Annotated in this window: 23 protein-coding genes and 1 pseudogene; 16 read left to right on the top strand and 8 right to left on the bottom strand. The window is 59.0% G+C overall.

Going from position 1 to position 24,004, the window contains the following annotated elements:
• Nucleotides 1-135: 135 nt before the first annotated feature.
• Complete coding sequence (locus tag JTP94_RS06615; RefSeq protein ID WP_204849743.1) at nt 136-282, bottom strand: DUF1127 domain-containing protein; 147 nt, start codon at nt 280-282, stop codon at nt 136-138.
• A gap of 266 nt (nt 283-548) precedes the next feature.
• Between JTP94_RS06615 and JTP94_RS06610 the strand changes: the two genes are divergently transcribed.
• The 11 genes from JTP94_RS06610 (at nt 549) to JTP94_RS06560 (ending at nt 12,870) form a co-directional block, all read left to right on the top strand.
• A complete protein-coding gene (locus JTP94_RS06610; RefSeq protein ID WP_204849742.1) occupies nt 549-1,742 on the top strand; it encodes an ABC transporter substrate-binding protein in 1,194 nt (397 codons plus the stop codon).
• 21 nt (nt 1,743-1,763) lie between these two features.
• On the top strand, nt 1,764-2,636 hold the full coding sequence (locus tag JTP94_RS06605) for a branched-chain amino acid ABC transporter permease (protein WP_204849741.1): 873 nt from the start codon (nt 1,764-1,766) through the stop codon (nt 2,634-2,636).
• Nucleotides 2,637-2,677: 41 nt separating this feature from the next.
• A complete protein-coding gene (locus tag JTP94_RS06600; RefSeq protein WP_204849740.1) occupies nt 2,678-3,664 on the top strand; it encodes a branched-chain amino acid ABC transporter permease in 987 nt (328 codons plus the stop codon).
• Nucleotides 3,661-4,431 carry an ABC transporter ATP-binding protein gene (locus JTP94_RS06595; protein WP_204849739.1) on the top strand — a complete coding sequence of 257 codons (771 nt, stop codon included), beginning with the start codon at nt 3,661-3,663 and terminating at the stop codon, nt 4,429-4,431. Before JTP94_RS06600 ends, JTP94_RS06595 begins: the two co-directional genes overlap by 4 nt.
• Nucleotides 4,421-5,164 (top strand): ABC transporter ATP-binding protein, encoded by a 744-nt coding sequence (locus JTP94_RS06590; protein WP_204849738.1) that lies wholly within the window; start codon nt 4,421-4,423, stop codon nt 5,162-5,164. The genes JTP94_RS06595 and JTP94_RS06590 overlap by 11 nt, the downstream gene beginning before the upstream one ends.
• A 42-nt stretch (nt 5,165-5,206) precedes the next feature.
• On the top strand, nt 5,207-6,415 hold the full coding sequence (locus JTP94_RS06585; RefSeq protein WP_204849737.1) for an aspartate transaminase: 1,209 nt from the start codon (nt 5,207-5,209) through the stop codon (nt 6,413-6,415).
• 78 nt (nt 6,416-6,493) lie between these two features.
• A complete protein-coding gene (gene nac, locus JTP94_RS06580; RefSeq protein WP_204849736.1) occupies nt 6,494-7,432 on the top strand; it encodes a nitrogen assimilation transcriptional regulator NAC in 939 nt (312 codons plus the stop codon).
• A gap of 154 nt (nt 7,433-7,586) precedes the next feature.
• A complete protein-coding gene (locus JTP94_RS06575; protein ID WP_204849735.1) occupies nt 7,587-9,650 on the top strand; it encodes a hydantoinase/oxoprolinase family protein in 2,064 nt (687 codons plus the stop codon).
• A 12-nt stretch (nt 9,651-9,662) separates the two neighbouring features.
• Nucleotides 9,663-11,339: a hydantoinase B/oxoprolinase family protein gene (locus tag JTP94_RS06570; RefSeq protein WP_204849734.1), complete on the top strand. Its 1,677-nt coding sequence runs from the start codon at nt 9,663-9,665 to the stop codon at nt 11,337-11,339.
• Nucleotides 11,340-11,348: 9 nt separating this feature from the next.
• Nucleotides 11,349-12,158: an SDR family oxidoreductase gene (locus JTP94_RS06565; protein ID WP_204849733.1), complete on the top strand. Its 810-nt coding sequence runs from the start codon at nt 11,349-11,351 to the stop codon at nt 12,156-12,158.
• Nucleotides 12,159-12,168: 10 nt separating this feature from the next.
• The gene (locus JTP94_RS06560; RefSeq protein ID WP_204849732.1) at nt 12,169-12,870 is read left to right on the top strand and encodes an HpcH/HpaI aldolase/citrate lyase family protein; all 702 of its coding nucleotides are present in this window, start codon (nt 12,169-12,171) and stop codon (nt 12,868-12,870) included.
• Between the two features lie 384 nt (nt 12,871-13,254).
• Here the strand turns inward: JTP94_RS06560 and JTP94_RS06555 are convergent, their stop codons facing one another.
• Nucleotides 13,255-14,157, bottom strand: coding sequence for a LysR substrate-binding domain-containing protein (locus JTP94_RS06555; protein ID WP_204849731.1), 903 nt, complete (start codon nt 14,155-14,157; stop codon nt 13,255-13,257).
• A 267-nt stretch (nt 14,158-14,424) separates the two neighbouring features.
• Between JTP94_RS06555 and JTP94_RS06550 the strand changes: the two genes are divergently transcribed.
• The 5 genes from JTP94_RS06550 (at nt 14,425) to JTP94_RS06530 (ending at nt 19,365) form a co-directional block, all read left to right on the top strand.
• Nucleotides 14,425-15,264 (top strand): transporter substrate-binding domain-containing protein, encoded by an 840-nt coding sequence (locus JTP94_RS06550; protein WP_204849730.1) that lies wholly within the window; start codon nt 14,425-14,427, stop codon nt 15,262-15,264.
• Nucleotides 15,265-15,332: 68 nt separating this feature from the next.
• Nucleotides 15,333-15,995 (top strand): amino acid ABC transporter permease, encoded by a 663-nt coding sequence (locus tag JTP94_RS06545; protein ID WP_204849729.1) that lies wholly within the window; start codon nt 15,333-15,335, stop codon nt 15,993-15,995.
• Nucleotides 15,992-16,771, top strand: coding sequence for an amino acid ABC transporter ATP-binding protein (locus tag JTP94_RS06540; RefSeq protein WP_204849728.1), 780 nt, complete (start codon nt 15,992-15,994; stop codon nt 16,769-16,771). Before JTP94_RS06545 ends, JTP94_RS06540 begins: the two co-directional genes overlap by 4 nt.
• Nucleotides 16,772-16,847: 76 nt before the next feature.
• A complete protein-coding gene (locus JTP94_RS06535; protein ID WP_204849727.1) occupies nt 16,848-17,969 on the top strand; it encodes an enolase C-terminal domain-like protein in 1,122 nt (373 codons plus the stop codon).
• Between the two features lie 121 nt (nt 17,970-18,090).
• Nucleotides 18,091-19,365 carry an FAD-binding oxidoreductase gene (locus tag JTP94_RS06530; protein ID WP_204849726.1) on the top strand — a complete coding sequence of 425 codons (1,275 nt, stop codon included), beginning with the start codon at nt 18,091-18,093 and terminating at the stop codon, nt 19,363-19,365.
• Between the two features lie 237 nt (nt 19,366-19,602).
• Here the strand turns inward: JTP94_RS06530 and JTP94_RS06525 are convergent.
• The 6 genes and pseudogenes from JTP94_RS06525 to JTP94_RS06500 form a co-directional block, all read right to left on the bottom strand.
• Nucleotides 19,603-19,773 (bottom strand): annotated as a pseudogene (locus JTP94_RS06525) (IS30 family transposase); the annotation flags it as partial.
• 139 nt (nt 19,774-19,912) lie between these two features.
• Nucleotides 19,913-20,755: an SHOCT domain-containing protein gene (locus JTP94_RS06520; protein ID WP_204849725.1), complete on the bottom strand. Its 843-nt coding sequence runs from the start codon at nt 20,753-20,755 to the stop codon at nt 19,913-19,915.
• A 275-nt stretch (nt 20,756-21,030) separates the two neighbouring features.
• Nucleotides 21,031-22,233: an adenylate/guanylate cyclase domain-containing protein gene (locus JTP94_RS06515; RefSeq protein WP_204849724.1), complete on the bottom strand. Its 1,203-nt coding sequence runs from the start codon at nt 22,231-22,233 to the stop codon at nt 21,031-21,033.
• Between the two features lie 278 nt (nt 22,234-22,511).
• The gene (locus tag JTP94_RS06510; RefSeq protein WP_204849723.1) at nt 22,512-22,814 is read right to left on the bottom strand and encodes a DUF1330 domain-containing protein; all 303 of its coding nucleotides are present in this window, start codon (nt 22,812-22,814) and stop codon (nt 22,512-22,514) included.
• A gap of 66 nt (nt 22,815-22,880) precedes the next feature.
• Nucleotides 22,881-23,129: a hypothetical protein gene (locus JTP94_RS06505; protein ID WP_204849722.1), complete on the bottom strand. Its 249-nt coding sequence runs from the start codon at nt 23,127-23,129 to the stop codon at nt 22,881-22,883.
• A 480-nt stretch (nt 23,130-23,609) separates the two neighbouring features.
• On the bottom strand, nt 23,610-24,004 hold a 395-nt coding region (locus JTP94_RS06500; protein ID WP_246754691.1), incomplete at its 5' end, for a hypothetical protein.

Raw genomic sequence — 24,004 nt, 5'->3', positions numbered from 1 at the left:
CGTGCGGTTTGGCTGTATTTCCGGTTCCCGTTGAGCCTACGGCTGGTCGAAGATATGCTCTTGGAGCGCTGGCCTCATGTACCAGCAGCTCTCCCAACACATCGTTTCGAAACAGCGTGACAGCGCCGTGCAAACTTAAGAACGGGAGTTGCCCAAGACGGCCGAACGGATGTGCGAACGCGATAAGCCGAGATCATGGAGAACATGATCGTCCAACGTTCCGAGCTCGCGGATTGCCCGGCGATTTTCAGCGAACCGCCTAATTTTATCAAATACTCTCATGTCTAGCTCCTTTATTTGCGACCAGGAAATAATCATTCTAGAGCCCAAATAAAATGCATGTGCTTGCACATGAGGCATGTCGCCCTTGCAAGACTAGTATCGTTGCAAACGCCTTCGCTATAAAGAAACGCTATGGCGGCAGAATGGAGTTGTGTTGGCCTTCCGCGCCTCTATGAACCTACTGTGATGACGAAGAACCGCAAAAGCGGCACTAAGCACGTCAAGGCAAAGAGCCGGGCGATCGCATCCGAAAACGGAGTGGGAACATGACGCATACGATAACCCGCAGAGCACTTTGCATATCTACCGCCATGCTGGCATTGGCGACGCTTGCGCCGAATATTTCGGGCGTTGCGAGAGCCGAGGGCGCCGCCATCAAACTTGGGATTGTCGCGCCGATGAGCGGCCCGAACGCGCGGTACGGTGCGTTTTCGATGCATGGCGCCGAACTTGCCGTCAAGGAGATCAACGATGCCGGCGGCGTCGATGGTCATAAGATCGAGCTCTACAGTGCAGACAGCCAGGGTACGCCTGTTGAGGGGGTCTCGGCCACACGCCGCCTGATTGATGAGGACGAGGTCGGCTTTATCATTGGTGACGTTTCCAGTTCGGTGACGCTTGCAATGCAGCCCGTCGTGGAAGACGCCGAGGTGCTACTGCTGAACGCCGCCTCATCAAATCCGAAGATCACATACGGCGCTGGCGTCGGCGGTTACAAGTGGACCTACCGCAATTACCCCACCGATGAAAACCGCGCGCTTATCGTCGCGAAATATGCCGCCGAACAGCGCGGCTTTACGAAGTTTGCAGTCCTTTCCGTCGACAGCGACTACGGCCGCTCTGCCATTGAATTCACCAAGAAATACCTCCCGCAGTTCAAGGGAGAAATTCTGAGCGAGGATTATTACAAGGAAGGCGAAGTCGACTTCCGCAGCGTGCTGGCGAAGATCCGGGACAATGGCGCGCAGGCGATCATTCTGTACGGTCTTGCCGATACGACACCAATTATTGCGCGGCAGATGATCGAGCTGGGTCTTGCGGGCAAGGTAACCCTGATCGGCAATGGCGAGTTCAACACCGAGAAGACCATCAAATCGGCCCCAACAGCGCTCGAAGGCGCTGTCGAGGCTGCCGCCTGGCTCCCGTCCTGGGATTCGCCGGCTAGCAAGGCCTTTGTCGAGAAGTTCACCGCCGCTTACAAAGAAGCGCCCAATAACCACGCTTACGTTCATTGGGACACCGTTCATCTGCTGGCTCAGGCCATCCATGAGGCGGGCAGCATCGAGCAAGACAGGGTCCGCGAGGCGCTTTCCAAGATAAAGTACAACAGCCCCGTTGGTGAGGTCACCTTCGATGACCACAACCAGGCGCGCCTGCCGATGATCCTTCTCCAGATCGAAAATGGCAAGCCAAGCATCAAGGGTGCTTATACCGCGGACATCCACTATCCTGCCCAATAACCGAGCGCGAGGAATATCATAATGTTCTCGACCATCCTCGAGCAGATAATCAACGGCATCGTGACGGGCTCGGTCTATGCGATTGTCGCTGTCGGTATGACGATGATCTTCGGTGTGCTGCGAGCTATCAATTTTGCGCATGGCGAATACTATATGCTCGGCACATTCGGAGCATGGTTTGCAATCGACTATCTCGGCTTGTCCTACGAGGCCTCGATCGTCGTTGGCGTCCTCTCGACCATCGTCGTCGCCTATGTCGTGGGAAAGCTTGTCATGCAGCGCATGGTGGGAGCCCCGGCGGAGTCCGGGGTACTTGCTACACTTGGTATTGCGCTCGTCCTGCAGAACACGGTGATCCTCGTCTTCGGCGGCGGATACAAGTTCTTTTCCGGCGGATATATCGAGCCCGTCTCGATCCTCGGGTTCAGTCTGGCGGAACAGCGGATCATCATTCTGCTCGTCTGTCTGCTGGTTTTCATCGGCCTTGAACTGATGGTCACCTACAGCCGCATGGGCAAGTCCATGCGCGCCGTTTCCCAGAATGTCGAGTGCTGCGAAGTCGTCGGCATCGACGTGCCGCAGGTGGTGCTGCGAACGTTCGTCCTGGGGGCGGCACTTGCCGCTCTCTCCGGCGTGCTCACCGCACCGGTCAATGTCAGCGTCTACGGCGGCATGGGGGAACTCATCACGTTCAAGACGCTGCCGATCATCATCATGGGCGGTCTTGGAAACGTCCGAGGCACATTCTTCGCAGCCATGATCCTGGGCATCGCGGAAAGCCTGGTGGCGACCTATGTGGGGCTTCAATTCCGCGACACGGTCGGCTTCGCAACGCTCATCCTGATGCTGATGTGGCGACCGCATGGACTCTTCTCGACGCAGGCGCGCTTCTAGGCGCGTTCCGCCGAAACTTTCTCGAATTTTGAGGACTCGCTATGTCTCTCACGGAAACGACTGAACAGCTGCGCCGACGCGATTTCCGTGTTCCGCTTGCCGCCATCCTGCTCGTGCTCGCGCTTGCTGCTCCCTTCATCGGCAGCCGTTACGTCACACACGCGCTGATCATCGCGCTCATCTTCATGCTTCCCGCACATGGGCTGAACCTGCTCGTCGGCTACACGGGACTGCTTTCGCTCGCCCAGGCGGCCTTCTTCGGCATCGGAGCATACACCGCCGGACTTCTGGCGGTGACCTATGGGACGCCATTCTACGTGAACGCAGTAGCCGCGGGGCTCGTTGCCGGAGCGATTGCGCTTCCGCTTGGTATTCCGGCACTTCGCTTGCGTTCGACATCCTTCGTCATGTGCACATTGGGCTTCGTGATCATCGGCCAGGCGATCGCCAAGAACTGGATCTCCTTGACCCGCGGCGACATGGGACTGTCGGGAATACCGAAGCCGCATTTTGCGCTCGGTCCGCTGTCCTTCACCGTCTCGGGAACCACGAACTTCTATTATCTGGCTCTGGCCGTCGGCGCGCTCGCAACCCTTGTCGTTTGGGCGATTGTCCGTTCGCCGGCCGGCCGCAACATGATTGCCATCCGTGAAAACGAGACGCTTGCGGAGTCAGTCGGTATTCCGACGTGGCGTTACAAGCTGATCGTCTTCATGATCAGCGCCGTATTCGCCGGGGTTGGCGGCAGTCTCTACGCCCACTATCTGACCGTCGTCAGCCCGCTGACGTTCCAGATGTATTATTCGACGACGATGCTGATCATCGTGCTCGGCGGCGGCGCGGGGATGATCTCGGGAACCGTCTTCGGCAGCCTTCTCTTCGTCGGCTTGACGGAAGCCCTGCGCGTGACGCCGGAACTTCGGATGATCGCCTACGGGCTTTGTCTTCTGGTGCTCGTCTTCTGGTTCAAGAAGGGCTTTGCTCCCCTCATCAATCGTTTCTGGAATGCGATCGGAGGTGCGAAGTGAGCCATCTTCCCCTTCTCGAGATCAAGAATCTCAGCAAGTCCTATGGCGCGGTCAAGGCCGTCAACGATGTCAGCATCCATATCGACCGCGGCGAGATCGCCGGGCTCATCGGGCCGAACGGCTCCGGCAAGTCGACCTTTTTCGACTGCAGCACGGGTCTCGCCAAGCCGGATTCCGGAACGGTCATCCTTGATGGCCAGGACATTACCGGCTGGTCGCTGAACCGCATCGCCCGCGAAGGGCGTATGCTCCGCTCATTCCAGAAGACCGTCACGTTCAAGTCGCTGGACGTGGAGGAGAACCTCGTCATTGCCGGCCAGATGTTCACGTTTCCGTCGCTGCTGTCGACATTCGGGCTCGGTAGGATGTCGCGTCAGCGGATCGCCGGACTGCGGGAAAGAGCGCGCGATCTCATCAAGATGGCGGGCCTTTGGGATGTCCGCCAGCAGCCGGCGGGCAATCTCTCCGGCGGCCAGCAGAAGCTGATCCAGTTCGCATCGATGCTGATGCCGGAACCGAAGCTCATCCTGCTCGACGAGCCAATGGCCGGCATCAATCCGAAGATTATCGAACGCGTGGTCGAGACGATCCTCTATGCGAACAAGTCGCTCGGCGTCAGCTTCCTGGTGATCGAGCACAACATCGACGTCGTGACCAGCATTTGCCAGCGTGTGATCGTTCTCGATCAGGGAACGAAGCTCGTCGAGGGTCTGCCGCATGACATCATTCAGGACCAGCGCGTCAGGGAGGCCTATCTTGGAGGCTGATTCCAACCTTTCGATCCAGGGCCTGCGGGCGGGCTATGGCAATCTCGACATCCTGAACGGCATCGACCTCGATGTGCCCGCGGGCCAGTTTGTCGCGCTGATGGGGCCGAATGGGGCGGGCAAGTCAACGCTGCTCAAGACGCTCTACGGCATGACCACTATCAAGGGCGGAAGCATCGGCTGGTGCGGCAAGAATATTGCTGGCTACAAATCGCGCGCCATTCTGGGGGAGGGGATCTCCTTCGTACCCCAGGGGCGCTGCAACTTCCCGGTGATGACTGTCGACGAGAACCTGCAGATGGCGGCCTATACGATCCGTGACGCTAAAGTGAAGGCAGATCGGGACTATGTCTACGATCTCTTTCCTATCCTCAAGACACGCCGCTCGACGCTTGCCGGCAACATGTCGGGCGGCGAGCAACAGCTCCTAGAGGTGGCCATGGCGGTCCTCCAACGGCCGAAAGTTCTTTTGGTCGACGAGCCGTCGGTTGGCCTGTCGCCAGCGGCTATCGGCGTAGTGTTCGATGAACTTCTCCGTCTTCACGCAGCAGGCCAGACAATCCTTCTCGTGGAGCAGAACACCAAGAAGGCAATGGAGGTCGCTGAGCGGGCCGTTATCCTGCGTCTCGGCAAGGTCATCTGGGACGGCCTGCCGAAGGACATCACGCATGACGAGCTTGGCGAACTCTTCCTGATCGGAAAGATGCGCGGCGAAACCGACGCCGTTCATTAAAGCTGCTTCAAACAGCTCACAACCAGAACCGAGGAAACTCCAATGAGCACTTTTGTGCCTGCATCGCGCGTGTCGAGAATCAAAGTGTCGCCCAGCACGGCGGCGGCGGCGCGAGCACGCGAACTGAAGGCAGCCGGCCGCGATATCGTCGATATGACGGTGGGCGAGCCTGATTTCGACACCCCGGAGAATGTGAAGGCCGCTGCGCATGCGGCCATCGATCGCGGCGAGACCAAATACACCGCCGTGAACGGCACACCGGCGCTTCGCAAGGCGATCATCGGTGACTTCGAACGCCGTCTTGGCCTGCGTTACGCCGAGAACGAGATATGCGTCGGCGGCGGGGCCAAGCAGATCCTGTTCCTGGCGCTGATGGCCAGCGTCGAGGCCGATGCGGAGGTCATGATTCCCGCTCCCTACTGGGTCTCTTATCCGGACATGGTTATCGCCAATGATGGCAAGCCGGTTATCGTGCAATGCCCGCAGGAGCAGGGCTTCAAGCTGACCCCCGAGGCGCTCGAGGCTGCCATCACGCCGAAAACCTTGTGGCTCATTCTGAACGCTCCCTCCAATCCAACCGGTGCGGCTTACACACACGCCGAATTGGAGGCACTCGGCGCGGTGCTCCTGCGTCATCCCCATGTCTTCGTTCTCTCAGATGACATCTACGACCAGGTTTGGTTCCGCGATGAGCCTATGACCACGCTGGTAGCTGCCGTGCCGGCGCTGAAGGATCGAGTGCTGCTCGCTAACGGCGTGTCGAAATCCTATGCAATGACCGGCTGGCGTATCGGCTATGCGGCCGGCCCGGCGGCGCTCATTGCCGCCATCAACAAGCTGCAGTCGCAAATGTCGTCCTGCCCGTCCTCGGTGAGCCAGGCAGCCGCGGCGCACGCGTTGACCACTGATCAGTCGTTCGTCACCGAAAGCGTAAAAGTCTACAAGGAGCGGCGCGATTATGCCTGCGCGCGGCTCAATGCAGTCCCCGGCCTGTCGTGCCTAGTGCCGGACGGAGCCTTCTATCTGTTTCCGAACTGCGCCGGCGTCATCGGCAAGAAGACGCCAGACGGGAAGACGATCGAGACCGATCTCGATTTCGTTCTCTATCTGTTGGATGGCGTTGGCGTGGCCGCGCTTCAGGGCGCCGCCTATGGTTTGTCGCCATATTTCCGCCTGTCCATCGCAACATCGATGGATGCGATCAAAGCGGCATGTGACCGCATCGAGAATGCGGCGGCGGCCCTTCGCTAACAGTCATGCGCATGCAGGAGGGGCTTGCGCCGCTCCTGCCACAGGCTTTAGGTTCCACGAAACGATAAGCCGGGAACCATGAGCGTCGATTTCAGAAAACTGCGAAGCTTCGTCAAGATCGTCGATACGGGTAGCGTCTCGCGCGCCGCCGGCATTCTGCGGACCGCCCAACCGGCATTATCGCAGCAGATCGCGGCGCTTGAGGCGCATTTCAAACATAAGCTCCTCATCCGCAGCAATGTCGGCATCGCGCCGACCGAAGCCGGGCTTATTCTCTATCGGCATGCGCAATTACTTTTGAAGCAGATCGAGCAGGCGCAAACCGACATCAATCAGTCCACCCGATCTCTTGCCGGACGCGTGTCCATCGGTCTGGCGACGTATTCGACCTCCAGCGCGCTATCGCTGCCGATCATCAAGGAAATGAAAGCGCAACATCCGAAGATCGTCGTTCATATCAACGATAGTTTCGGCCATATCCTCAGCGAATTGATCATGACCGGCAAGATGGACATGGCGCTGATCTACTCGGCCAATCCGATCAAAGGCGTGACGCTGCAGCCGCTCTTTCGGGAAGAGATGTTCCTCGTTTCTCCTCCGGGCTCGACGCTTCCCGGCGCCGCGGAAGAACCTTTGCCATTATCCGCCCTGAACGAGATCCCTCTGCTTCTACCCAGCAAGGGTCATCTTCTGCGCAGGCTTATCGACGAGGCGCTGGCGAGAGCTCGGTCCGAGCCTGACGTGGTCTCGGAAATAGAATCGGTTCCCGCGCTCAGTGCCGCCGTTCTCGATGGGCTGGGGTCGACAATCCTGCCGGCCTCGGTGGTCACCGAGACATCCGGCTTTGCGGGTGCGCAGGTCCGCGCGCTCGTTCGGCCTGTCATCGAGGCGACCGTGTCGCTTTGTGTTTCCGACCATCTCCCGCTTTCCGAACCTGCCCTTGCCGCGCGGTCCGTCCTCTTGGAGATCGTCGGCAAGTTGATGGCCGGCCACCATCCGGGCATTCGCGCGGCATAGAATTTTTGCCATAAGCAAACCCTATGGCGGCAGACTGTAGTTGTGTTGGCCAATGCAAGCCCCTGTCACCTAACCTCTTTGCAGATAACGGGTTCGGAAGGCCGGACCCCGGCACAACGGCGCTTTGGCGCCGCACGGTCGCTTCGAGGGAAACATGGCAAAACTGGCTTTCGACACCGGCGGTACTTTTACCGATTTCGCTCTGCTGGATGACACCGGCGAACTGCATCTTCACAAGGTCCTCAGCACGCCTCAGAACCCGGCTGAAGCAGTCGTGCAGGGCGTCTCGGAACTGCTGGAGAAATTTTCCGGAGCGGTCGCCATCGAGAAATTGCAGGTGCTTGGAGCGACCACAGTCGTGACCAATGCCGTCCTTGAACGCAAGGGCGTCGAGACGGGCTTCATCACCACCGACGGCTTCCGGGATATGCTGCGCATCCGCAATGAAGGCCGTTACGATCTTTATGATCTGAACATCAAATATCCCGATCCGCTGGTGACACGCGCCAATAGCTTTGGTGCGGAAGAGCGTATCTCTGCCGATGGTTCCGTCATGACTGAACTCAAGGAAGAAACTGTCCGCGAGATTGCCGGACGGTTGAAGGAAAAGGGGATCCGCTCCGTCGCGGTCTGCCTGCTTCATGCCTATAAATATCCGCAGCATGAGCAGCGCGTCGCAGCTCTGCTGCGCGAAGAAGACCCTGACATCTTCGTCTCTCTTTCTTCGGAGGTTTGCCCCGAAATGCGCGAATTCGATCGCGCCTCGACGACGGTCGTGAATGCCTATACCCGGCCGCAAATGGCGGGCCATGTCGCGCATCTCCAGCGCGAGTTTGCGAAGAAGGACATCGATCGCCAGGTTCTCTGGATGACATCGTCCGGCGGCCTGGTTCCGAGCAGCCGCGCAGCCGAGCTTCCAGTCAGATTGATCGAGTCCGGTCCGGCTGCCGGAGCCGTGGCCGCGGCTGAATTCGGACGCATTGCGGGCGAGGGCAGTGTCCTCTCCTTCGACATGGGCGGCACCACCGCGAAACTCTGCCTCATTCCAAATGGTGAGCCGACGGTCGGAACCGATCTCGAGGTCGCGCATTACCAGCGCTTCCGCAAGGGATCCGGCTTTCCTCTGAAGATCCAGTCCATCCAGATGATCGAAATCGGCGCCGGCGGCGGTTCGATCGCTGCAAAGAACCCGCTCGGCCTGCTCGACGTCGGCCCGCGTTCCGCCGGCGCGCTTCCGGGGCCTGCCGCCTATCAGCGCGGCGGTACCGAACCGACGGTTACCGACGCCGACATTCTGCTCGGCTATATGGGGACGGAGTCCTTCGTTGGCGGATCCTTCAAGGTATCGAAAGATGCCGCGCGCGAAGTCATAACCAAACTGGCAAATGCGCTGGATGTCAGCGTCGATCGCTGCGCGTGGGGCATCCATGATCTCGTCAACGAATCCATGAGCAAGGCGGCTGCGATGCATGCCACGGACCTCGGCGTCGATCCGAGATCCTTGCCTATGGTCGCCTTCGGTGGCGCCGGCCCGGTTCATGCTTACGGTATCGCCCGCAAACTCGGCATCAAGCGCGTCATTTGCCCAACGGGTGCCGGCGTGACGTCTGCTATTGGTCTCCTGATCGCTCCGGTCGCCGTGGATCTGTCCGTAAGCCACCCGATGGCGGTGGATGCATGGGATCTAGGCGGCATGAACCGCCTGCTCGATGATCTGGCGGCACAGGGGGCCGAGGTTGTGTCAGTTGCGGGCATCGCCAAGGAGAGGATCACAAACCGCTATACCGTCGATATGCGCCACGTCGGTCAGGGTCACGAGATCACGGTCGCATTGCCCGACCGCAGTCTGCCGAAGGAGGAGTTCCTCAAGCAGCTTCTCGACAATTTCTTCAAGCTTTATCGGGAGCTCTTCGGGCGCACGGTCGCGGCCTCCGTCGAAGTCATCACCTGGCGTTTGCGCGCCAGTGGCGAGAAGGATCAGGTCACCCGTCCGCATGAGATTGAGGTTGCCGATGCGAGGAAGGGAAGCCGTCAGGTCTACTTTCAAGAGCTGGGGACATACACCGAGACCTCGGTCTACGACCACTACAAGCTCCCTGTCGGCCAGGAGCTGAAGGGACCTGCGATCGTCGAACAGCGTGAATCGACCGCGGTCGTCGGCCCGAGCGGCGTCTTCCATGTGGATGCCAACGGCAACCTCGTGATCAATATTCTCTAAGGGGGACCTCAGATGTCGAAGCCCGCTACCGATTTCAACGATCCGATCAATCTTCAGGTCATGTGGAACCGCCTGATCTTCATCGCGGACCAAGCCGACAATGTCCTCGGCAAGACCGCGTTCTCGCCGATCGTCCGCGAGAACCACGACTACGTGACCGTCCTTCTCGACAGCAAGGGCCGCGCGCTCGCGCAGTGCACATGGTCGATCCCGGTCTTCATCACCTCGCTACCGGCTGCCGCGCAAAAGTACTTCCTCCCGAAGTTCCCGGCGGAAGCCTTGGAAGAGGGCGATGTGCTGGCCACAAACGATCCGGAGATCGGCACCGGCCATCTCCCCGACGTGACGATGATTACGCCGATCTTCAAGAATGGCAGGGTCGTCGCCTATGCCGGCTCGATCGCGCATCTTCCGGATATTGGCGGCGCGCCGTTGCATTCCGAGGCAAGCGACATCTTCGAGGAGGGCATCCGCTTCCCGATCGTGAAGCTGCTCAAGGCGGGTATCCCCAACCAGGACGTATTCGATATCATCGCTGCCTCCGTCCGTCTGCCGACGGAAGTGAAGGGTGATCTTGAATCGATGATCGCCGCCAACAACGTCATGGGCCGCGAGCTTCTGAAGTTTCTCGATGAATATGGTCTTGATGATGTGGATGGTCTTGCGGAAGCGATCCATTCCCGCTCTGAGGCGCAGACCCGCAAGGCGATCGGCGAATGGCCGAACGGCACCTATTCGGCCGAGGTTCTTCTCGACGGTTATGATGTCGATGTGAAGCTGAAAGCCTCCGTCATCGTCAGGGACGATTCCATCCACGTCGACTATGCCGGCACTTCCGGCCAGGTTCTGCATTCGATCAACTGCCGGACGAACTACCGCTACGCTCACTCCGTCTACGCGTTGAAGTGCCTGCTCGACCCCGAGACGCCGAACAACGAAGGCTGCATCGTCCCGATCACCGACGAAGCTCCGCTCGGCAGCATCCTGAACCCGCAGCAATGGACGGCCGGCAACTCGCGCAACCTCATCGGTCACGTCATTCCCTCGCTGATCTTCAAGGCGCTGGAGGGAGTCGTTCCGGACAAGGTGATGGGCGATAGCGGCGGCGCACCGATCTGGGCGGCCAATTGCGTCGGCCAGCGGAACGATGGCTCGCAATATGGTTCCGTGCAGAACTTCCACGGGGGTCAGGGCGCCCGTGCCGAACTTGACGGCCTGGACACGCTGAGTTTCCCGTCCAACTGCAAGGTCACCGCAATCGAGATGTTCGAAATTGCAGTGCCGGTGCTGACGGAGCGCAAGGAGCTGATCGCCGATTCCGGTGGTGCCGGAAAGCATCGCGGTGGTCTCGGGCAGCGAGTGGTCCTTCGCAATCTCGGCAAAACCCCGATGAATATCTATCTCGCTTCGGAGCGCGTCCGTCATCCCTGCTTCGGCGTTGTTGAGGGGCAGAATGGCGCGGCCGGCAAAGTCATGAAGGAAGGCAAGCCTCAGTTCCCAAAGGGAAAGGTCGTCCTGAAGACCGGCGAACGTCTTGAGGTCGAGACGCCGGGCGGCGGCGGCTGGGGCCGCGCCAGCGAGCGGTCTGTCGCGATCATCGAGCAGGACCTTGCCGAAGGCCTAATCACGCCGAGGGCGGCAAAGACCGTCTATGCCTATAAGGGTACGTCTGCTGTCGCCGCGGAATAGGAGAAGGTAATGGGTCTGCTTGATGGAAAAATTGCGCTGGTCACCGGGGCAGGGACGGGTATCGGCCGAGAAGCCGCTATGCTCCTTGCGAAAGAGGGCGCCCGCGTGGTCCTCACAGGCAGGCGTCTGACGCCTCTGCGCGAAGTCGCCGCCAGGATCGAAAAGAAAGGCGGCAACGCATTTACCCGTGTGCTCGATATCGAATCCCGTGAGGAGATCTTCGCGGCCGTGAAATGGATCAGCGACGGCATCGGGCCGGTGGACATCTTGGTGAATAATGCCGGGAGTGCGAGCAAGGTCCTGAACGCACGGTTTCTCAGCGAAGACGAATGGAACTCGACGGTCAATGTGAACCTGACTGCGGTCTTTAATCTCACTCAGGCGGTGCTACCCGACATGATCGCCAAGGGGGAAGGGACCGTCATCACAGTCTCTTCGCTCGCGGCGCTCAACCCGAATCTGCTCGGTGGTGCGGCCTATGGAGCGGCCAAGGCCGGCGTGAAGAACTTCATGACCTTCGTTCACAACACCTACCGCAACCAGGGCATTCGCGCGACGACTATCCTTCCGGGCGAGACCAATACGCCGATCATGGACAATCGGGCGAGACCTCCGCTGGAGCACGAGCGCGCCATCATGCTCGATCCGCACGACGTCGCCCGCGCCATTGCACTCTGTGCCAGCCTGCAGAAGGGCGCGATGATACCGGAGCTGCATATCTGCCCGACATTCATGCGCGACACCTCGGTCGACATCGAGACCGCGCGCTGGGTCGGAGCGCCGGCAGACACGCCCGACCTGCCAAAGAAACAAAGCTAGGAGGAACATCATGAACGGTGCCAAATTGCGCGCCCGGCTTCAGGCCGGCGAAACCATCACCATGTTCACCCCGCACCATTCCTCATCGGGCCTTTCGGCGCGATTGATCGAACTCGGCGCGGACTCCGTCTTCGTTGATTGCGAGCACGGCACCTGGAGTTTCGAGGATGTCCGCATGACATCACAGATCGTCCGCTCCGTTGGCGGTGCCGCGATCATTCGCCCCCATTCGCACGAGCGGCCGGTTCTCATCCGCTATCTGAATGCTGGCGCCGATGGGCTCATGGTGCCGATGGTGGATACGGCCAACCAGGCCCGAGCTGTCGTCGACGCCGTTCGATACGCTTTGCCGTCCGATTACGAAAAACGTCTGGTCGTCAGCATGATCGAGACGCTCGAGGCAATCGACAACCTTGATGAAATGCTCGCTGTGGAGGGCATCGATGTTTTCTTTATCGGACCCGGCGATCTCTCGCAAAACATGGGCTTTCCGCCGGCGCCCCCATTCGGCGAGGCACGTCCAGCCGAGGTGATAGAAAAAGTAGCCTACGCGGTTGAGAAGATACGGGCTGCCGGAAGGATCGCAGGCACGCTCGCGACTGTCGAGGAACTACCATACTGGCTCGCTAAGGGCGTCCAGTTTTTCTACATCCACTCGGATCCATTCCTGCGCCGCGGTTTGGCAAGTATAAAGCAGACATTGGCCCGATAGTCTGCGTGGATCAATGATGCCGAGGAGCTGTCGGTCATTTCCCCTCCCAGATTTTGCGCCAGGCAGTAAACTCCTAAGGTCTGATCTGATAGCGAAATTGCCTTCATGTAGTCCCGTCAGCTCGGCTTCTGCAATCTCGATGAAGCGCCCACGGTCAGCGGGATTGATCGTCTCGGTCGTCCAAGCGGCAATGCGCGCGGCGGCCTCATTGCGGCCGGCCGGTCGACGGATGAGGTCAGCGACGAATTCACGCAGCTTGGCGCGATAGCGAAGCGGAAAGGGATCAGGCTCGCCCAGCGACTGGTGGACGGCTGTATAGCGCGCCTGTCCAAAGCTGCTCTTGCTGAATTTAGCCTGACATCCCCGGCCTCCATCAGGGGTGGTTCAAACTGCTTTGCGTCCTTTTCGGCTCTCATGTAGCAGCCAGTCCCGGAATGCAATCACGCTGTGCTTTTGCGACTTACGCTCGGAATACACCGCCCAATAGGACTCGCTGGAGCGAACCGGCTTTCCGAGCGGCAGGTGCAATTCACCGCTCTCCAGTTCCCGTTCGACATATTGCACCGGCACAACCGCAAGGCCGAGGCCGCTGACCGCTGCGCTGATCAGCATCTCACTATGGGCAAACCGAACCCCTTGGATGGCGCCGCTGTAGCTCAAATTGGCGGCCCGCAGCCAGTTGAGCCAGAGGCTGGGTCTACTAGCATTTTGCAGAGTAGGAAACCGAGCGAAATCGAGCCAGTCGAGCTTCGTCGCCGCCGGGATAAGCTTTGGCGAGGCAACGACGGCAAGCTCCTCGGGAAACAACAATGAAGCGCGGGCATTTCTCCAGGAGCCGACTCCTCGCAGGATGGCGATATCAATCCGGCTATGGTCGAAATCCAGCTTGGGATCGACCAGCATGATCTCGATCGGCATATCGGGATTTCCCTGCACAAAGCTTTCGAGCCGAGGTGCCAGCCATCGCGCAGCAAGAGTGGGATATGCGCCGATCATCAGCGATGCATCAGCCTTACGCCCGCGCACGACGTCAATAGAGATCTCCTCAAGCTTGTTGAGTGTCTGTTCGATCTCCTGAAAGTATTTGGTACCCGGATCGGTCAGTACGAGCCTCGATCCGGAGCGCTCGAAGAGCCGGACGCCGAGATAGCGTTCGAGACTATGAATCTGACGGCTGATACCGCTCTGCGTGATGGCAAGTTCCTCCCCCGCCTTCGTAAAGCTCATGTGGCGAGCCGCGGCCTCAAAGGCCTGCAGGGCTGACAATGAAGGAAGGAAGCGACGCATGGATTCACTGGCTCGCAGAATTTCGTCATGACAAATAGTCATGACGAACCCATTTTTTCAAGTTTTACATTCCGCAGCCGCATCCGTCATTAATGTTAGGTTTAATACGCAATGTGAGGGCTGAATGCTCGCGGCAAAGGCAAGGCTTCGCCAGCCGGAAATCTCAACTGATGGAAAAGCAGACGGGATGAAAACTGCCTTGCAGCCACGACAAGACTTGCTCACATCGGAACGACAACGACCACAAAAACGATAGAGGGGAACTTTATGATTACGCGTAGAACATTTGGAAAACTTATTGGCGCAACCGCGATCGGGGCCACTGCCGGTTTGGTTTCGCTACCGGCGCGCGCGCAGACGGCAAGTTCGCTCGAGCGCATCAAGGCTTCGGGCGTGCTGCGCATCGGCGGCATTGCCGATGGCGCCCCCTATTATCAAAAGGGTCTGGCCGACGGGCAATGGCGCGGTTTCTATGTCGACATCTGCCAGAAACTGGCCGACGACCTCGGTCTGAAATTGTCGATCCTCGAGACGACCTGGGGCAACTCCGTCCTCGACCTGCAGGCTGACAAGAGTGATGTATTCTTCGGCTTGAACCCGACGCCCGAGCGCCAGAAGGTCATCGATTTCTCCGGGCCGGTGTTCAAGAACTCCTTCACCCTGATTGCCAAGAAATCGGTCACAGCTAAGACCTGGGATGAGTTCAACAGCCCGGAGATGCGAATTGGCGTCGATGCCGGATCGTCGCATGACGCGGCCGTGACGCGGCATGCGCCCAACGCACAGATTTCGCGCCTGAAGACCGCAAGTGATGTAACCGCCGCGCTTCAGGCAGGCCGCATCGACGCGCAGTGCCTTGTCATGGTCCTTGCGTTGACGCTACGGGCCAAAAACCCTGCAATCGGCGAACTCGTCATTCCGACTCCCGTGGATTTCACCACGTCGAATGCCGGCTTCCGTCGCGAGGAGGACCAGTCCTGGCGTCAGTTCGTCGATCACTGGATCAGCGAACACCGCGACAACGGATTCATCAAATCGGCAATCATTCGTAACATGGCACTGGTGGGCGTGACGGAAAGCAGTTTCCCCGCCGGGTTTGAAATCTGACGCGTCACCATCTCGGCCTGTGGGGACATGTCTCTACGGGCTTCTCATCCTAAACGCGGGATTTCTCCATGTATGAATGGGATTTTTCCATACTCTGGGGCTACCGATGGGTGCTGCTTCAGGGGCTCGGCGTCACGGTCGGCTTCACCGTCGCGATCATCGTGGGAGGACTGTTGATCGGTCTGGTGGCTGCGATGTGCCTTCTGTCACGCTTTCGGCTGATAAGAGGCGTCTCGCTCGCCTTCATCGAGATCTTTCGCTGCACTCCGATCCTCGTTCAGCTCATCTGGTTTTACTACGCGCTGCCGATCCTCGCCGGGATCGAGATGACGCCGATAACGGCCTCGTTGCTTGGGCTCTCGTGCTATGGCGGTTCGTTCTATGCCGAAATCATCCGTGGCGGCATCGTCTCCATTGATCCGGGTCAGTCGGAAGCGGCAGCGGCGCTGGGAATGACGCCCGGGCTCGCGATGCGACGTATCATCCTGCCGCAGGCGCTCAGACGCATGGTGCCGGCGTTGATGAACCAGTCGATCATGCAGTTCAAGAACACGTCGCTCGTCTCTGTGCTTGCCGTGCCGGACCTAGTCTATCAGGGGCAGATGATCGCGCATGACAGCTACCGCCCGCTTGAAGCCTACACAGCTGTCGCTGTGGCCTACTTCGTGATCCTGTTCCCGCTGACCCTGTTCGTGCGTCACCGCGAAAGAAAATTTGGAGCCAATCGATGAGCGATGATGTGCCCAAAATCGAAGTCACGGCTCTTCGCAAGAGCTTCGGTCCACTGGAAGTCCTCAAGAATATCAACTTCAGCGTCGAGACGGGCCGGGTCGTCGCGATGATCGGCCCTTCTGGATCGGGAAAATCCACGCTACTGCGCTGCATCAACCTTCTGGTCGTTCCGGATGATGGTGCCATCAGGGTAGGGGATACATCCTTCTTCTTCGGACAGGGGCACCAGCCGCCCCGGACGAAGGCGCTTGCGGAATTCCGGTCGCGCACCGGTATGGTCTTCCAGAACTTCAACCTCTTCCCCCACATGACGGTTGTGCAGAACGTGATGGAGGCGCCGATCCATGTTCGCAAGCTCGACCGCGTCACCGCTCGCGATCTTGCCATGGCTCAGCTCGAGAAAGTGGGTCTGGCGGATCGGGCCGGGCAGATGCCAGAGACGCTCTCGGGAGGACAGAAGCAGCGGGTTGCTATCGCACGCGCACTGGCGATGGAGCCGGAAGTGATGCTGTTCGACGAAGCGACCTCGGCTTTGGACCCTGAGCTCGTCAGAGAAGTTCTCTCGACGATGCAGAAGCTTGCGGCAGACGGCATGACGATGGTCATCGTCACCCATGAGATCGCCTTTGCCCGCGAGGTCGCGGATCGCCTCGTCTTCATGCGCGACGGTGTCGTCGTTGAAGATGGCCCGGCGCGGGAAACGATCGACCATCCTAAGATGGAGGCGACCAGAGCCTTCCTCAGTCATTTCCACCAGGGCAACGCATCGCACTAAGCCTCGATCCGCCACACCGACCTTAGCCCGCAAAAGGCTGCACGGTCGCGGATCAAACAGAATTCGGAGACCGGACATGGAACGTATCGAGCATCTCAATGTCTACCTCATCGAAAGCCCCATCAAGATGGCGCGGCTTCAAGGGGTGGGGAATGTCAAGGGCACAGTCAAACGGGTGCTGGTCAAGCTCATCTCGTCCTCGGGCATCATAGGCTGGGGCGAAGCGGCTCCCTGGGAGGTTTTCACCGGCACGGCAGAAGGCGCCTTTGCCGCAATCGACATCTACCTGCGTTCCCTGGTCATCGGCGCTCCCGTCAAGGAAATCCGCAAGCTGACGATCGCGATGGACCGGGCACTCGTCGGCCACGGCGAAGCCAAGCTCGCGATCGAGACCGCCATGTTCGACATCCTGGGTAAGTCCAGCGGCCTGTCGATCGCCGATCTTCTCGGAGGCCGCGTCCGCGACGAGATTCCTCTTTCCTTCTCCATCGCCGATCCGGATTTTGCCGCCGACATGGCTCGGATGCACGAGATGGTGCCGATGGGCAATACCATCTTCAAGGTCAAGACCGGGGTAAAGCCGCATGCCGAAGACATGGCTCATCTGGAGGCCATGCGCGAAGCTTTCGGCGATAGCATCGACCTGCGGCTCGACTACAATCAGGCGCTTCAGCCCTTCGGCGCTATCGCCACCCTGCGCGATGTCGATCGGTTTCGTCCCACCTTCATCGAGCAGCCTGTGCCACGCGACTGCCTGCAGGCAATGGCCTCATTTGCAGATGCGCTCGACACGCCGATCCTGGCCGACGAGAGCTGTTTCAACTCCCGAGACCTCATGGAGATCATCCGCTTGAGCGCGGCAGATGCGATCTCCGTCAAGCTGATGAAGGCGGGCGGCATTCTCAAGTCTCAGGCATTGATGGCAATCGCAGACACAGCACACATGCCGGGCTATGGCGGCACCCTCTGGGAGGGTGGCGTTGCGTTAGCGGCCGGCACCCAGTTCATAGCCGCAACACCCGGCGTTTCCCTGGGTTGCGAATTCTACATGCCGCATCACGTCCTGACGGAAGATGTTCTGGAAGAGCGTATTGCGAACAGAAATGGCTGTGTGATTGTACCCGATGGTCCCGGGCTCGGTATCAGCGTCAGCGAGGCATCGCTTCGTGGCAATGCTCGAATACTTGCTGAGCGGTGAAGAGGGACACGATCCGTTTGAAAAAACCTCCAATCGCGCCTGGTGTTCGCCCCGGAAAGATCGGCCGACTACGCTGGACGGAGGGGGTGACGGGCGTGCCTAAAAAAATCAGGAAACCAGAATGCCGAACACCGCCCCAAAACACATCGCCGTCATCGGATGTGGCATCGTTGGCGCCTGCAGCGCATTCGCACTGCTGAAGGACGGGCATCGTGTGACGATCATCGAACCGGGTGAGCCGGGCGACAAGCAGGCGGCGAGCTATGGCAATGGTGCCTTCCTCAGCCCGGCCTCAATCATTCCCATGTCTGTTCCGGGCCTCTGGAAGAAAGTGCCGACTTATCTTCTCGATCCGCAAGGGCCATTGACCATTCGCTGGGGGCATCTTCTCCCGCTCGCGCCGTGGCTGCTGCGTTTCCTCAGCGCCGGTTCATCGCTCGCCAAGGTGCAGCGGACGGCGAAAATCCTGTCGTCGCTGCTGTCGGATGCGCCGTCGCGCCATCGTGCGATTGCAGCCGATTGCGGGCAGGCGGACATGATCCGGCAGGACGGACTGCTCTATGTCTATCCCGACCGGGCAAGCTTCGAGGCCGACGGTTTTGCCTGGCGGCTGCGGCGCGACAATGGTGTTGCGTGGCGGGAACTCTCGAGCGAGGAACTGCGTGCCTTCGAGCCCTCCCTTAACCGGCGCTATATGTTTGCCGCGCTCGTCGAGGCCGGTGGGCATTGTGTGGATCCCGGTGCTTATGTTTCGTTGCTGGTGCAACACGTCCTTCGCGGCGACGCCCAACTGGTGAAGGCGCGCGCGACCGGCTTCCGGATAAAGGATGGTCGTCTGACGGCAGTCGACACCGACACCGGTCCAATCGAATGCGATGGTGCCGTCATCGCGGCTGGAATCTGGTCGAAGGCGCTGGCGAGAATGGTCGGCGACCGCATCCCGCTTGAGAGCGAGCGGGGCTATCATGTCGAGGTCGTTGATCCGAAGACAGGTCCGCGCATCCCGATCATGCCGAGCGACGGCAAGATGGCCAATACCATGATGCCCGGCCGGCTGCGGGCATCGGGGCAGGTGGAGTTGGCTAGCGTCGATGCCGCGCCCGACTGGAGGCGAGCTGATATCCTCTTGCGGCAGCTTCTCAGCACCTATCCGGACCTTGGGGAAAGCTCGGAGGAGCTGACGGTCCTGCGCTGGCAAGGCAACCGCCCCTCGACCCCCGATGGCCTGCCCGTCATCTCACGTTCGAGCGCAACGGCCGACGTCATGCACGCCTTCGGTCACGGCCATATCGGCCTTGCCGCCGGCCCGAAAACCGGAGAACTGGTCGCTGTCGAATTTTCCAAACGGCCGCCGCCGATCGACATCAGGCCCTTCGCGGCCTCACGTTTCCGATAGGCCTTCTGCCAGCGATCGATCGTGTCGACAATGTGATCGATGAAAGCGCTTTTCGACGCCATCCGTCTCACCGATGCTGTCGGTCACCTCGTCCAGTTCGCTGATCGAGGCCGCCACGGTTCTGTTGCAAGATTGGTTCTATTGCAAACGCATTCATTAGGATCGGCGTGGCATTGATCTCCGGTGGTGTTCCGGTTTTTGGATTGGAGAAGCTAACCCAAGTGCATCATGCCTGTCTTAGAGGGCAGGGGAGCAGCCCCCCTCTTGCAAATGTGCCATGAACACTTCGGTCGGTGTCTCATAGCCCAGACACTTTCTCGGCAGGTCGTTCAGATGGTGAGCTAATTGAACCAGAGCCGACTGTGGCACTTCGGCCAGGTCAGTATCGCCTGGCATGAAGCGACGGATGGGATGGGTCTTGATGCGCGAGCGCGAACTCAATCGGAGTACGGTTTTGTCGGAGGTTGTTGATGGTCGTCATCGCCCGGCACGGCCCGATGGAAAGCCTTCCATTGACCTTCCTGTGGCAAGCCCCGTTCATCGGATGCTATAGTCGGCTGAGCAACTCCGACTTCTTGGCCTCGAATTCCTGATCCGTGAGAATGCCTTTCGCATGTAGTGCCGCGAGGCGTTCGATCTTGTCGAAGACATCCTCATCCGACCGAAGCGGCTCCGGTGCTGGGCGTGCCGCTTGTTGTGACTCGGCCGATTCCGGCGCGGACGATGCGAATATCGACGGCGCAGCCGTGGCGGCGGATGTTCCGGTAGCCGGCATGTCCGCCGGTTCCTTGCCGCCCTGCCGTACCACATCCAGTTCCGAAATTTTCACCAGCCCATATTGAGAGGTAAAACTCAGCGACTGGTCGCCGCTTTGCTGTTGCGAGAACCCGCCAATGCGATGGTCCTTCGTGTCATAGACCGTAACCCGACCGCCGATATCAATCGCCAGCCGTTGGGTTGTCGGGAAAAAGGCATACCGCAGGTCATTCTGCGCTCCTGTCGAGGCAGGGTGCCCAAACTCCTCGGGCCACCAGTTCCCAGCTGACAGCGCGCTAGGCACGAACAGGCTGACGACGCCCTGACCTTGATATTGAGACTGGTGCGACGTCTGCGGGCCCAGCAAATCCGTGCCGCGCACCAAGTTCGCAAGCTCGGAACAAATCCCGGCCACGTTCGCCTTCAGCGCATTGTTGAACATGTCACCGACCATGATCATGCCGCCCTGCGACCATTGCCCCATCCCACCCAGATCGGGATGATTGAACTGGGCCTGTGTCGCCTGCCCGGCGATAATCGCCATCAGAAGGTGTTCCACCGCGCCGGGGCTGACTCCGTACCGCTCTGCAATCCCTGCCAGGATCCGTCGGCCCTCTTCACTGAGTTGTCTCATTATGATCGCCCTTGCCTGATTAAGATTGCGGGCACGCCGCACCATGCCGGCGCATTCGTTGCAAGTGATCTAGCACGCGCCGCTCCGGGTTGACAGGGCCCCGCAGGATCAGTGTCTCGCTGCGGCCTGCCGGACTGGCACAAGGCCTCTTCTCTAATAGCTCATGACGTTCTAATTTCTACATCGTAAATTTAAGTTACAACGATAATATACTGATATATATAATGTTTATATGATTTTCATAAGCGGCGTAAACGGTCTGCTCTCCGACAGGCTTAGAGTCGAGAGACGTCGGGTAGATCCGCCGAAATCAACCCATAGACGTTGGCCGGCTTTGCCACACCCTTAAGCGGAAAGGTCCCCAGCATCTCGAAGGCGTCGAGAACGTGCGCCACGAAGGCCTCCGATGCCAAAAGATTTCGATCGAGCGCGTCGCATAGCTTCTCTATGCGCGCCGCCTCGTTCACAGCTCTGCCTATCGCGGTAAAGTCCAGACGCCGCGAAGCGCCTATATTTCCGTAGAAGACCTCTCCTACGTGAAGGACGATGTCGACCAGCATCTCCGGTTTGGCCGCAATTGCTCGAGCGGAGTTGAGTTGGGCGGTTGTCCTCAGCACCGTCATAGTCGCAGACAGCGCCCGTCTGCATGCGTCATCTGGATTATCGATTTCGGCCGGAAAGATCGCGAGAACGCTGTCGCCCATAAACTTGAGAATCTCTCCGCCGGCGTCTTCGACGGGCTGCGCAATGGCCTCGAAATGCTCGTTGAGCCACGCCACGATATCGTCCGGCGCGTATCTCTCATTCAGAGAGGTGAAGTCCTTCAGATCGGCCATCATGATCGCAGCATAGATTGAGGTTCCGTCTCCGCGCCGAGTCTGGCCGTTTAGAATTCGGCCGCTTGTTCTGACGCCTGTGTAAACGGCAAGCACATCTGTCGCTACTCGCATTGCTGCAATTCTGTAGCAGGCAAGTGCGAGTGTTGGCAGAAACGTATCAAGACCGGCAATTTGTTCGTCCGAAAAGCCGCCGGGGCCGTCTACCGCCAAGGAGAAGCCCACGCCGGCGAGCGCGGTTTCCCCTGGGAAAGCGATAAGCTTCATCAAGTAGTCGGTTGCCCCAAGACCTGCGAGTTCCTGCAGCAGAGGGAAGGTTTCTTGATCGGCCGGCGACGGGAGCTTCCAGCGACCGAATTCGAGGTCGTTCGATAAAAGATAGGAGATCGGCGATCGGCGAAAGAGCTCCTGGCCAGCGCTGTCGTGGCCCTGAACCTCGATAGACATTGTCGACGACCGGGACCATGACACTGAAAAGCCTTTTCGCATGGGATCGATGGACGGCATGGCAATCGACGCCCTCAAAAGGGGATAACCCATCTCCTCAAGGCGCTCAGCAAGACCCACCAGAATATCGTCGATGTCGTCCGCGGAAAGTCCTTTTGCGACAATCCAATCTATCAGTCCTTGCATTCCCTGCATTTGGACCTCTCCCGAAATCATTCCAGACCTTAATCACACAATGGTCTCATAGCGCGCTTGGCTCGGGTTGTTGCTTGTCCAGCGACCAGACGGTGTCGATTTCCCTGTCTCCCGAAGTCTATCAGGATTCGCCTTTGGGTCAGGCCTGTATCGTCAGGGAGCGACTGTAACAGCGCGCAGGCAGCGGACATGGGCCAAGCCAGCAAGGGATCGGAAAGGCCCATCGGGACGACAATTGCAATTGTCGCAAAATCAAAGTCCGTTGAGCTCGTCGCCTGTTACGTCCCTGCCTTCGGTATACCCTCAACGATGAAGACGCGATACTCAGCGCCCTTCAGGCGGTGAACCAGAGCGTCCTGGTAAAGCGGACTGTCATACCAAGCTTGAGCGGCATCCATCGTCGGAAACTCTATGATGACAGATCCGTCGACCGTGAGTCCTTCCAGCGTCCTGGACGGTCCGTAGAAGGCGAGGGCCTTCATCTCGTGCCCTTCCCTTGCAAGAGGGGCCATCTGTCCATACGTCTTGAATTCCTCGGGGTCCGTAATCCGGTCACGAACGAATACCACATAGGCGCTCATTTCAATCCCTTTCGTTCTTCAATCTTTACCGGGCCATTCCAGCTCAAGCCCGGCTCGGCGAATCCATCACAGAACTGCTGCGTGGCGTTCTACCATGATGGCGTCGATGCCCGACGCCTCGTCGTCGAAAAAGGTGCGTCGGGGCTTGCCGAGCCGGTAGTCCTGCCACTTATGCTCCACACAGAACCATTGTGTGCCGTGATCGACGTCGTAGCCGAAACCGGCCCACCTCACGCAACCGGGATATTCGCAGTAGTGGTTCTCTAGCGTCTGCTCCTGTTCGGAGTGTAGCACTCTGGCAGTGTCGTCGGCCATCGGAATGTCCTTCTCAGGTTTAGGCGGAATCACTATCGCGGAGGGTAGGGATAAAGTCGTTAATCGGGGGTTTCGAACCCTTTGGTGTGCATCGGCACCGAAGGCTGACCCCTCACGATTTGAGCGTAAGGCTTTGATCTACCGACGCTAAATGGAAAACTGAGCGGGGTCACGATCGGTGCAAGATGACCCCGCGGAGGCGATAAATTTTCCAGCAACCTCATGCACTTAGTGCCACTTAGGCCAGGGGTCAGCGGTCGATGCTGATTCACACGATTTGGCTTTGGTGTTTCGGTAGATTCTCCGCCGAGTACCGGCGACAGTTCGGTGAACTGCCCTCGGTAACGCTCGCGAAGTCGATGGGGATAGGAGGGGCGTTTGTCACAACGCCACATTAAATTCATGATGGCGCTTGGGCGGCTCCCGCAATATTCGAAGTAGGTTGGGGAAGCAGCTTGCCTATACACCTGCGGCGGTCGTTCAATGCACCGATTGATCCTCGACAGCTTTCGCAAGTCTCTCCAGTTCCGTGGAGTAGCAAAACAGCCCGAACAGAACCATGACGATCGAGACCCCTCTCAATACTGCCTGCCCTAGAGGAGGTAGCGAGCTGGCCTCTGGCAAGTGCCTGAAGAAAATAGTCGAAAAGAAGACGCCGCCAAAAAGAAAGGTAAGGCGCGCTGCAAACGATACCACATGGGCAACGAAAATTGATTGGCACGGGGGACAAACGGCCACCCAACGTATTCTTGCCCAATAGCTCGCTTGAAGAACGACGGTGCCAGAAAGCACGGCAATCAGGCTAGACACCGGAATCTCTTGGCGTTCGCCGAGGTTCGCAACCATGGACGAGAAGATCGGAAAGACGATCCACA

Origin of the sequence: Martinezella lusitana (assembly GCF_016901135.1) — a bacterium.
Lineage (GTDB): Bacteria > Pseudomonadota > Alphaproteobacteria > Rhizobiales > Rhizobiaceae > Rhizobium > Rhizobium lusitanum_D.
Note: the sequence above shows the minus strand (reverse complement) of the source record. Positions and strands in the feature narration are given on the sequence as shown.

What these genes read in the sequence shown, in the direction of transcription:
- JTP94_RS06535 (WP_204849727.1), top strand. Translation starts at nt 16,848, where the DNA reads ATGGAACGTATCGAGCATCTCAATGTCTACCTCATCGAAAGCCCCATC.
- JTP94_RS06550 (WP_204849730.1), top strand. Translation starts at nt 14,425, where the DNA reads ATGATTACGCGTAGAACATTTGGAAAACTTATTGGCGCAACCGCGATC.
- JTP94_RS06560 (WP_204849732.1), top strand. Translation starts at nt 12,169, where the DNA reads ATGAACGGTGCCAAATTGCGCGCCCGGCTTCAGGCCGGCGAAACCATC.
- JTP94_RS06570 (WP_204849734.1), top strand. Translation starts at nt 9,663, where the DNA reads ATGTCGAAGCCCGCTACCGATTTCAACGATCCGATCAATCTTCAGGTC.
- JTP94_RS06615 (WP_204849743.1), bottom strand. Translation starts at nt 282, where the DNA reads ATGAGAGTATTTGATAAAATTAGGCGGTTCGCTGAAAATCGCCGGGCA.
- JTP94_RS06610 (WP_204849742.1), top strand. Translation starts at nt 549, where the DNA reads ATGACGCATACGATAACCCGCAGAGCACTTTGCATATCTACCGCCATG.
- JTP94_RS06515 (WP_204849724.1), bottom strand. Translation starts at nt 22,233, where the DNA reads ATGCAGGGAATGCAAGGACTGATAGATTGGATTGTCGCAAAAGGACTT.
- JTP94_RS06605 (WP_204849741.1), top strand. Translation starts at nt 1,764, where the DNA reads ATGTTCTCGACCATCCTCGAGCAGATAATCAACGGCATCGTGACGGGC.
- JTP94_RS06565 (WP_204849733.1), top strand. Translation starts at nt 11,349, where the DNA reads ATGGGTCTGCTTGATGGAAAAATTGCGCTGGTCACCGGGGCAGGGACG.
- JTP94_RS06520 (WP_204849725.1), bottom strand. Translation starts at nt 20,755, where the DNA reads ATGAGACAACTCAGTGAAGAGGGCCGACGGATCCTGGCAGGGATTGCA.
- JTP94_RS06505 (WP_204849722.1), bottom strand. Translation starts at nt 23,129, where the DNA reads ATGGCCGACGACACTGCCAGAGTGCTACACTCCGAACAGGAGCAGACG.
- JTP94_RS06510 (WP_204849723.1), bottom strand. Translation starts at nt 22,814, where the DNA reads ATGAGCGCCTATGTGGTATTCGTTCGTGACCGGATTACGGACCCCGAG.
- JTP94_RS06555 (WP_204849731.1), bottom strand. Translation starts at nt 14,157, where the DNA reads ATGCGTCGCTTCCTTCCTTCATTGTCAGCCCTGCAGGCCTTTGAGGCC.
- nac (WP_204849736.1), top strand. Translation starts at nt 6,494, where the DNA reads ATGAGCGTCGATTTCAGAAAACTGCGAAGCTTCGTCAAGATCGTCGAT.
- JTP94_RS06600 (WP_204849740.1), top strand. Translation starts at nt 2,678, where the DNA reads ATGTCTCTCACGGAAACGACTGAACAGCTGCGCCGACGCGATTTCCGT.
- JTP94_RS06585 (WP_204849737.1), top strand. Translation starts at nt 5,207, where the DNA reads ATGAGCACTTTTGTGCCTGCATCGCGCGTGTCGAGAATCAAAGTGTCG.
- JTP94_RS06575 (WP_204849735.1), top strand. Translation starts at nt 7,587, where the DNA reads ATGGCAAAACTGGCTTTCGACACCGGCGGTACTTTTACCGATTTCGCT.
- JTP94_RS06530 (WP_204849726.1), top strand. Translation starts at nt 18,091, where the DNA reads ATGCCGAACACCGCCCCAAAACACATCGCCGTCATCGGATGTGGCATC.
- JTP94_RS06545 (WP_204849729.1), top strand. Translation starts at nt 15,333, where the DNA reads ATGTATGAATGGGATTTTTCCATACTCTGGGGCTACCGATGGGTGCTG.
- JTP94_RS06540 (WP_204849728.1), top strand. Translation starts at nt 15,992, where the DNA reads ATGAGCGATGATGTGCCCAAAATCGAAGTCACGGCTCTTCGCAAGAGC.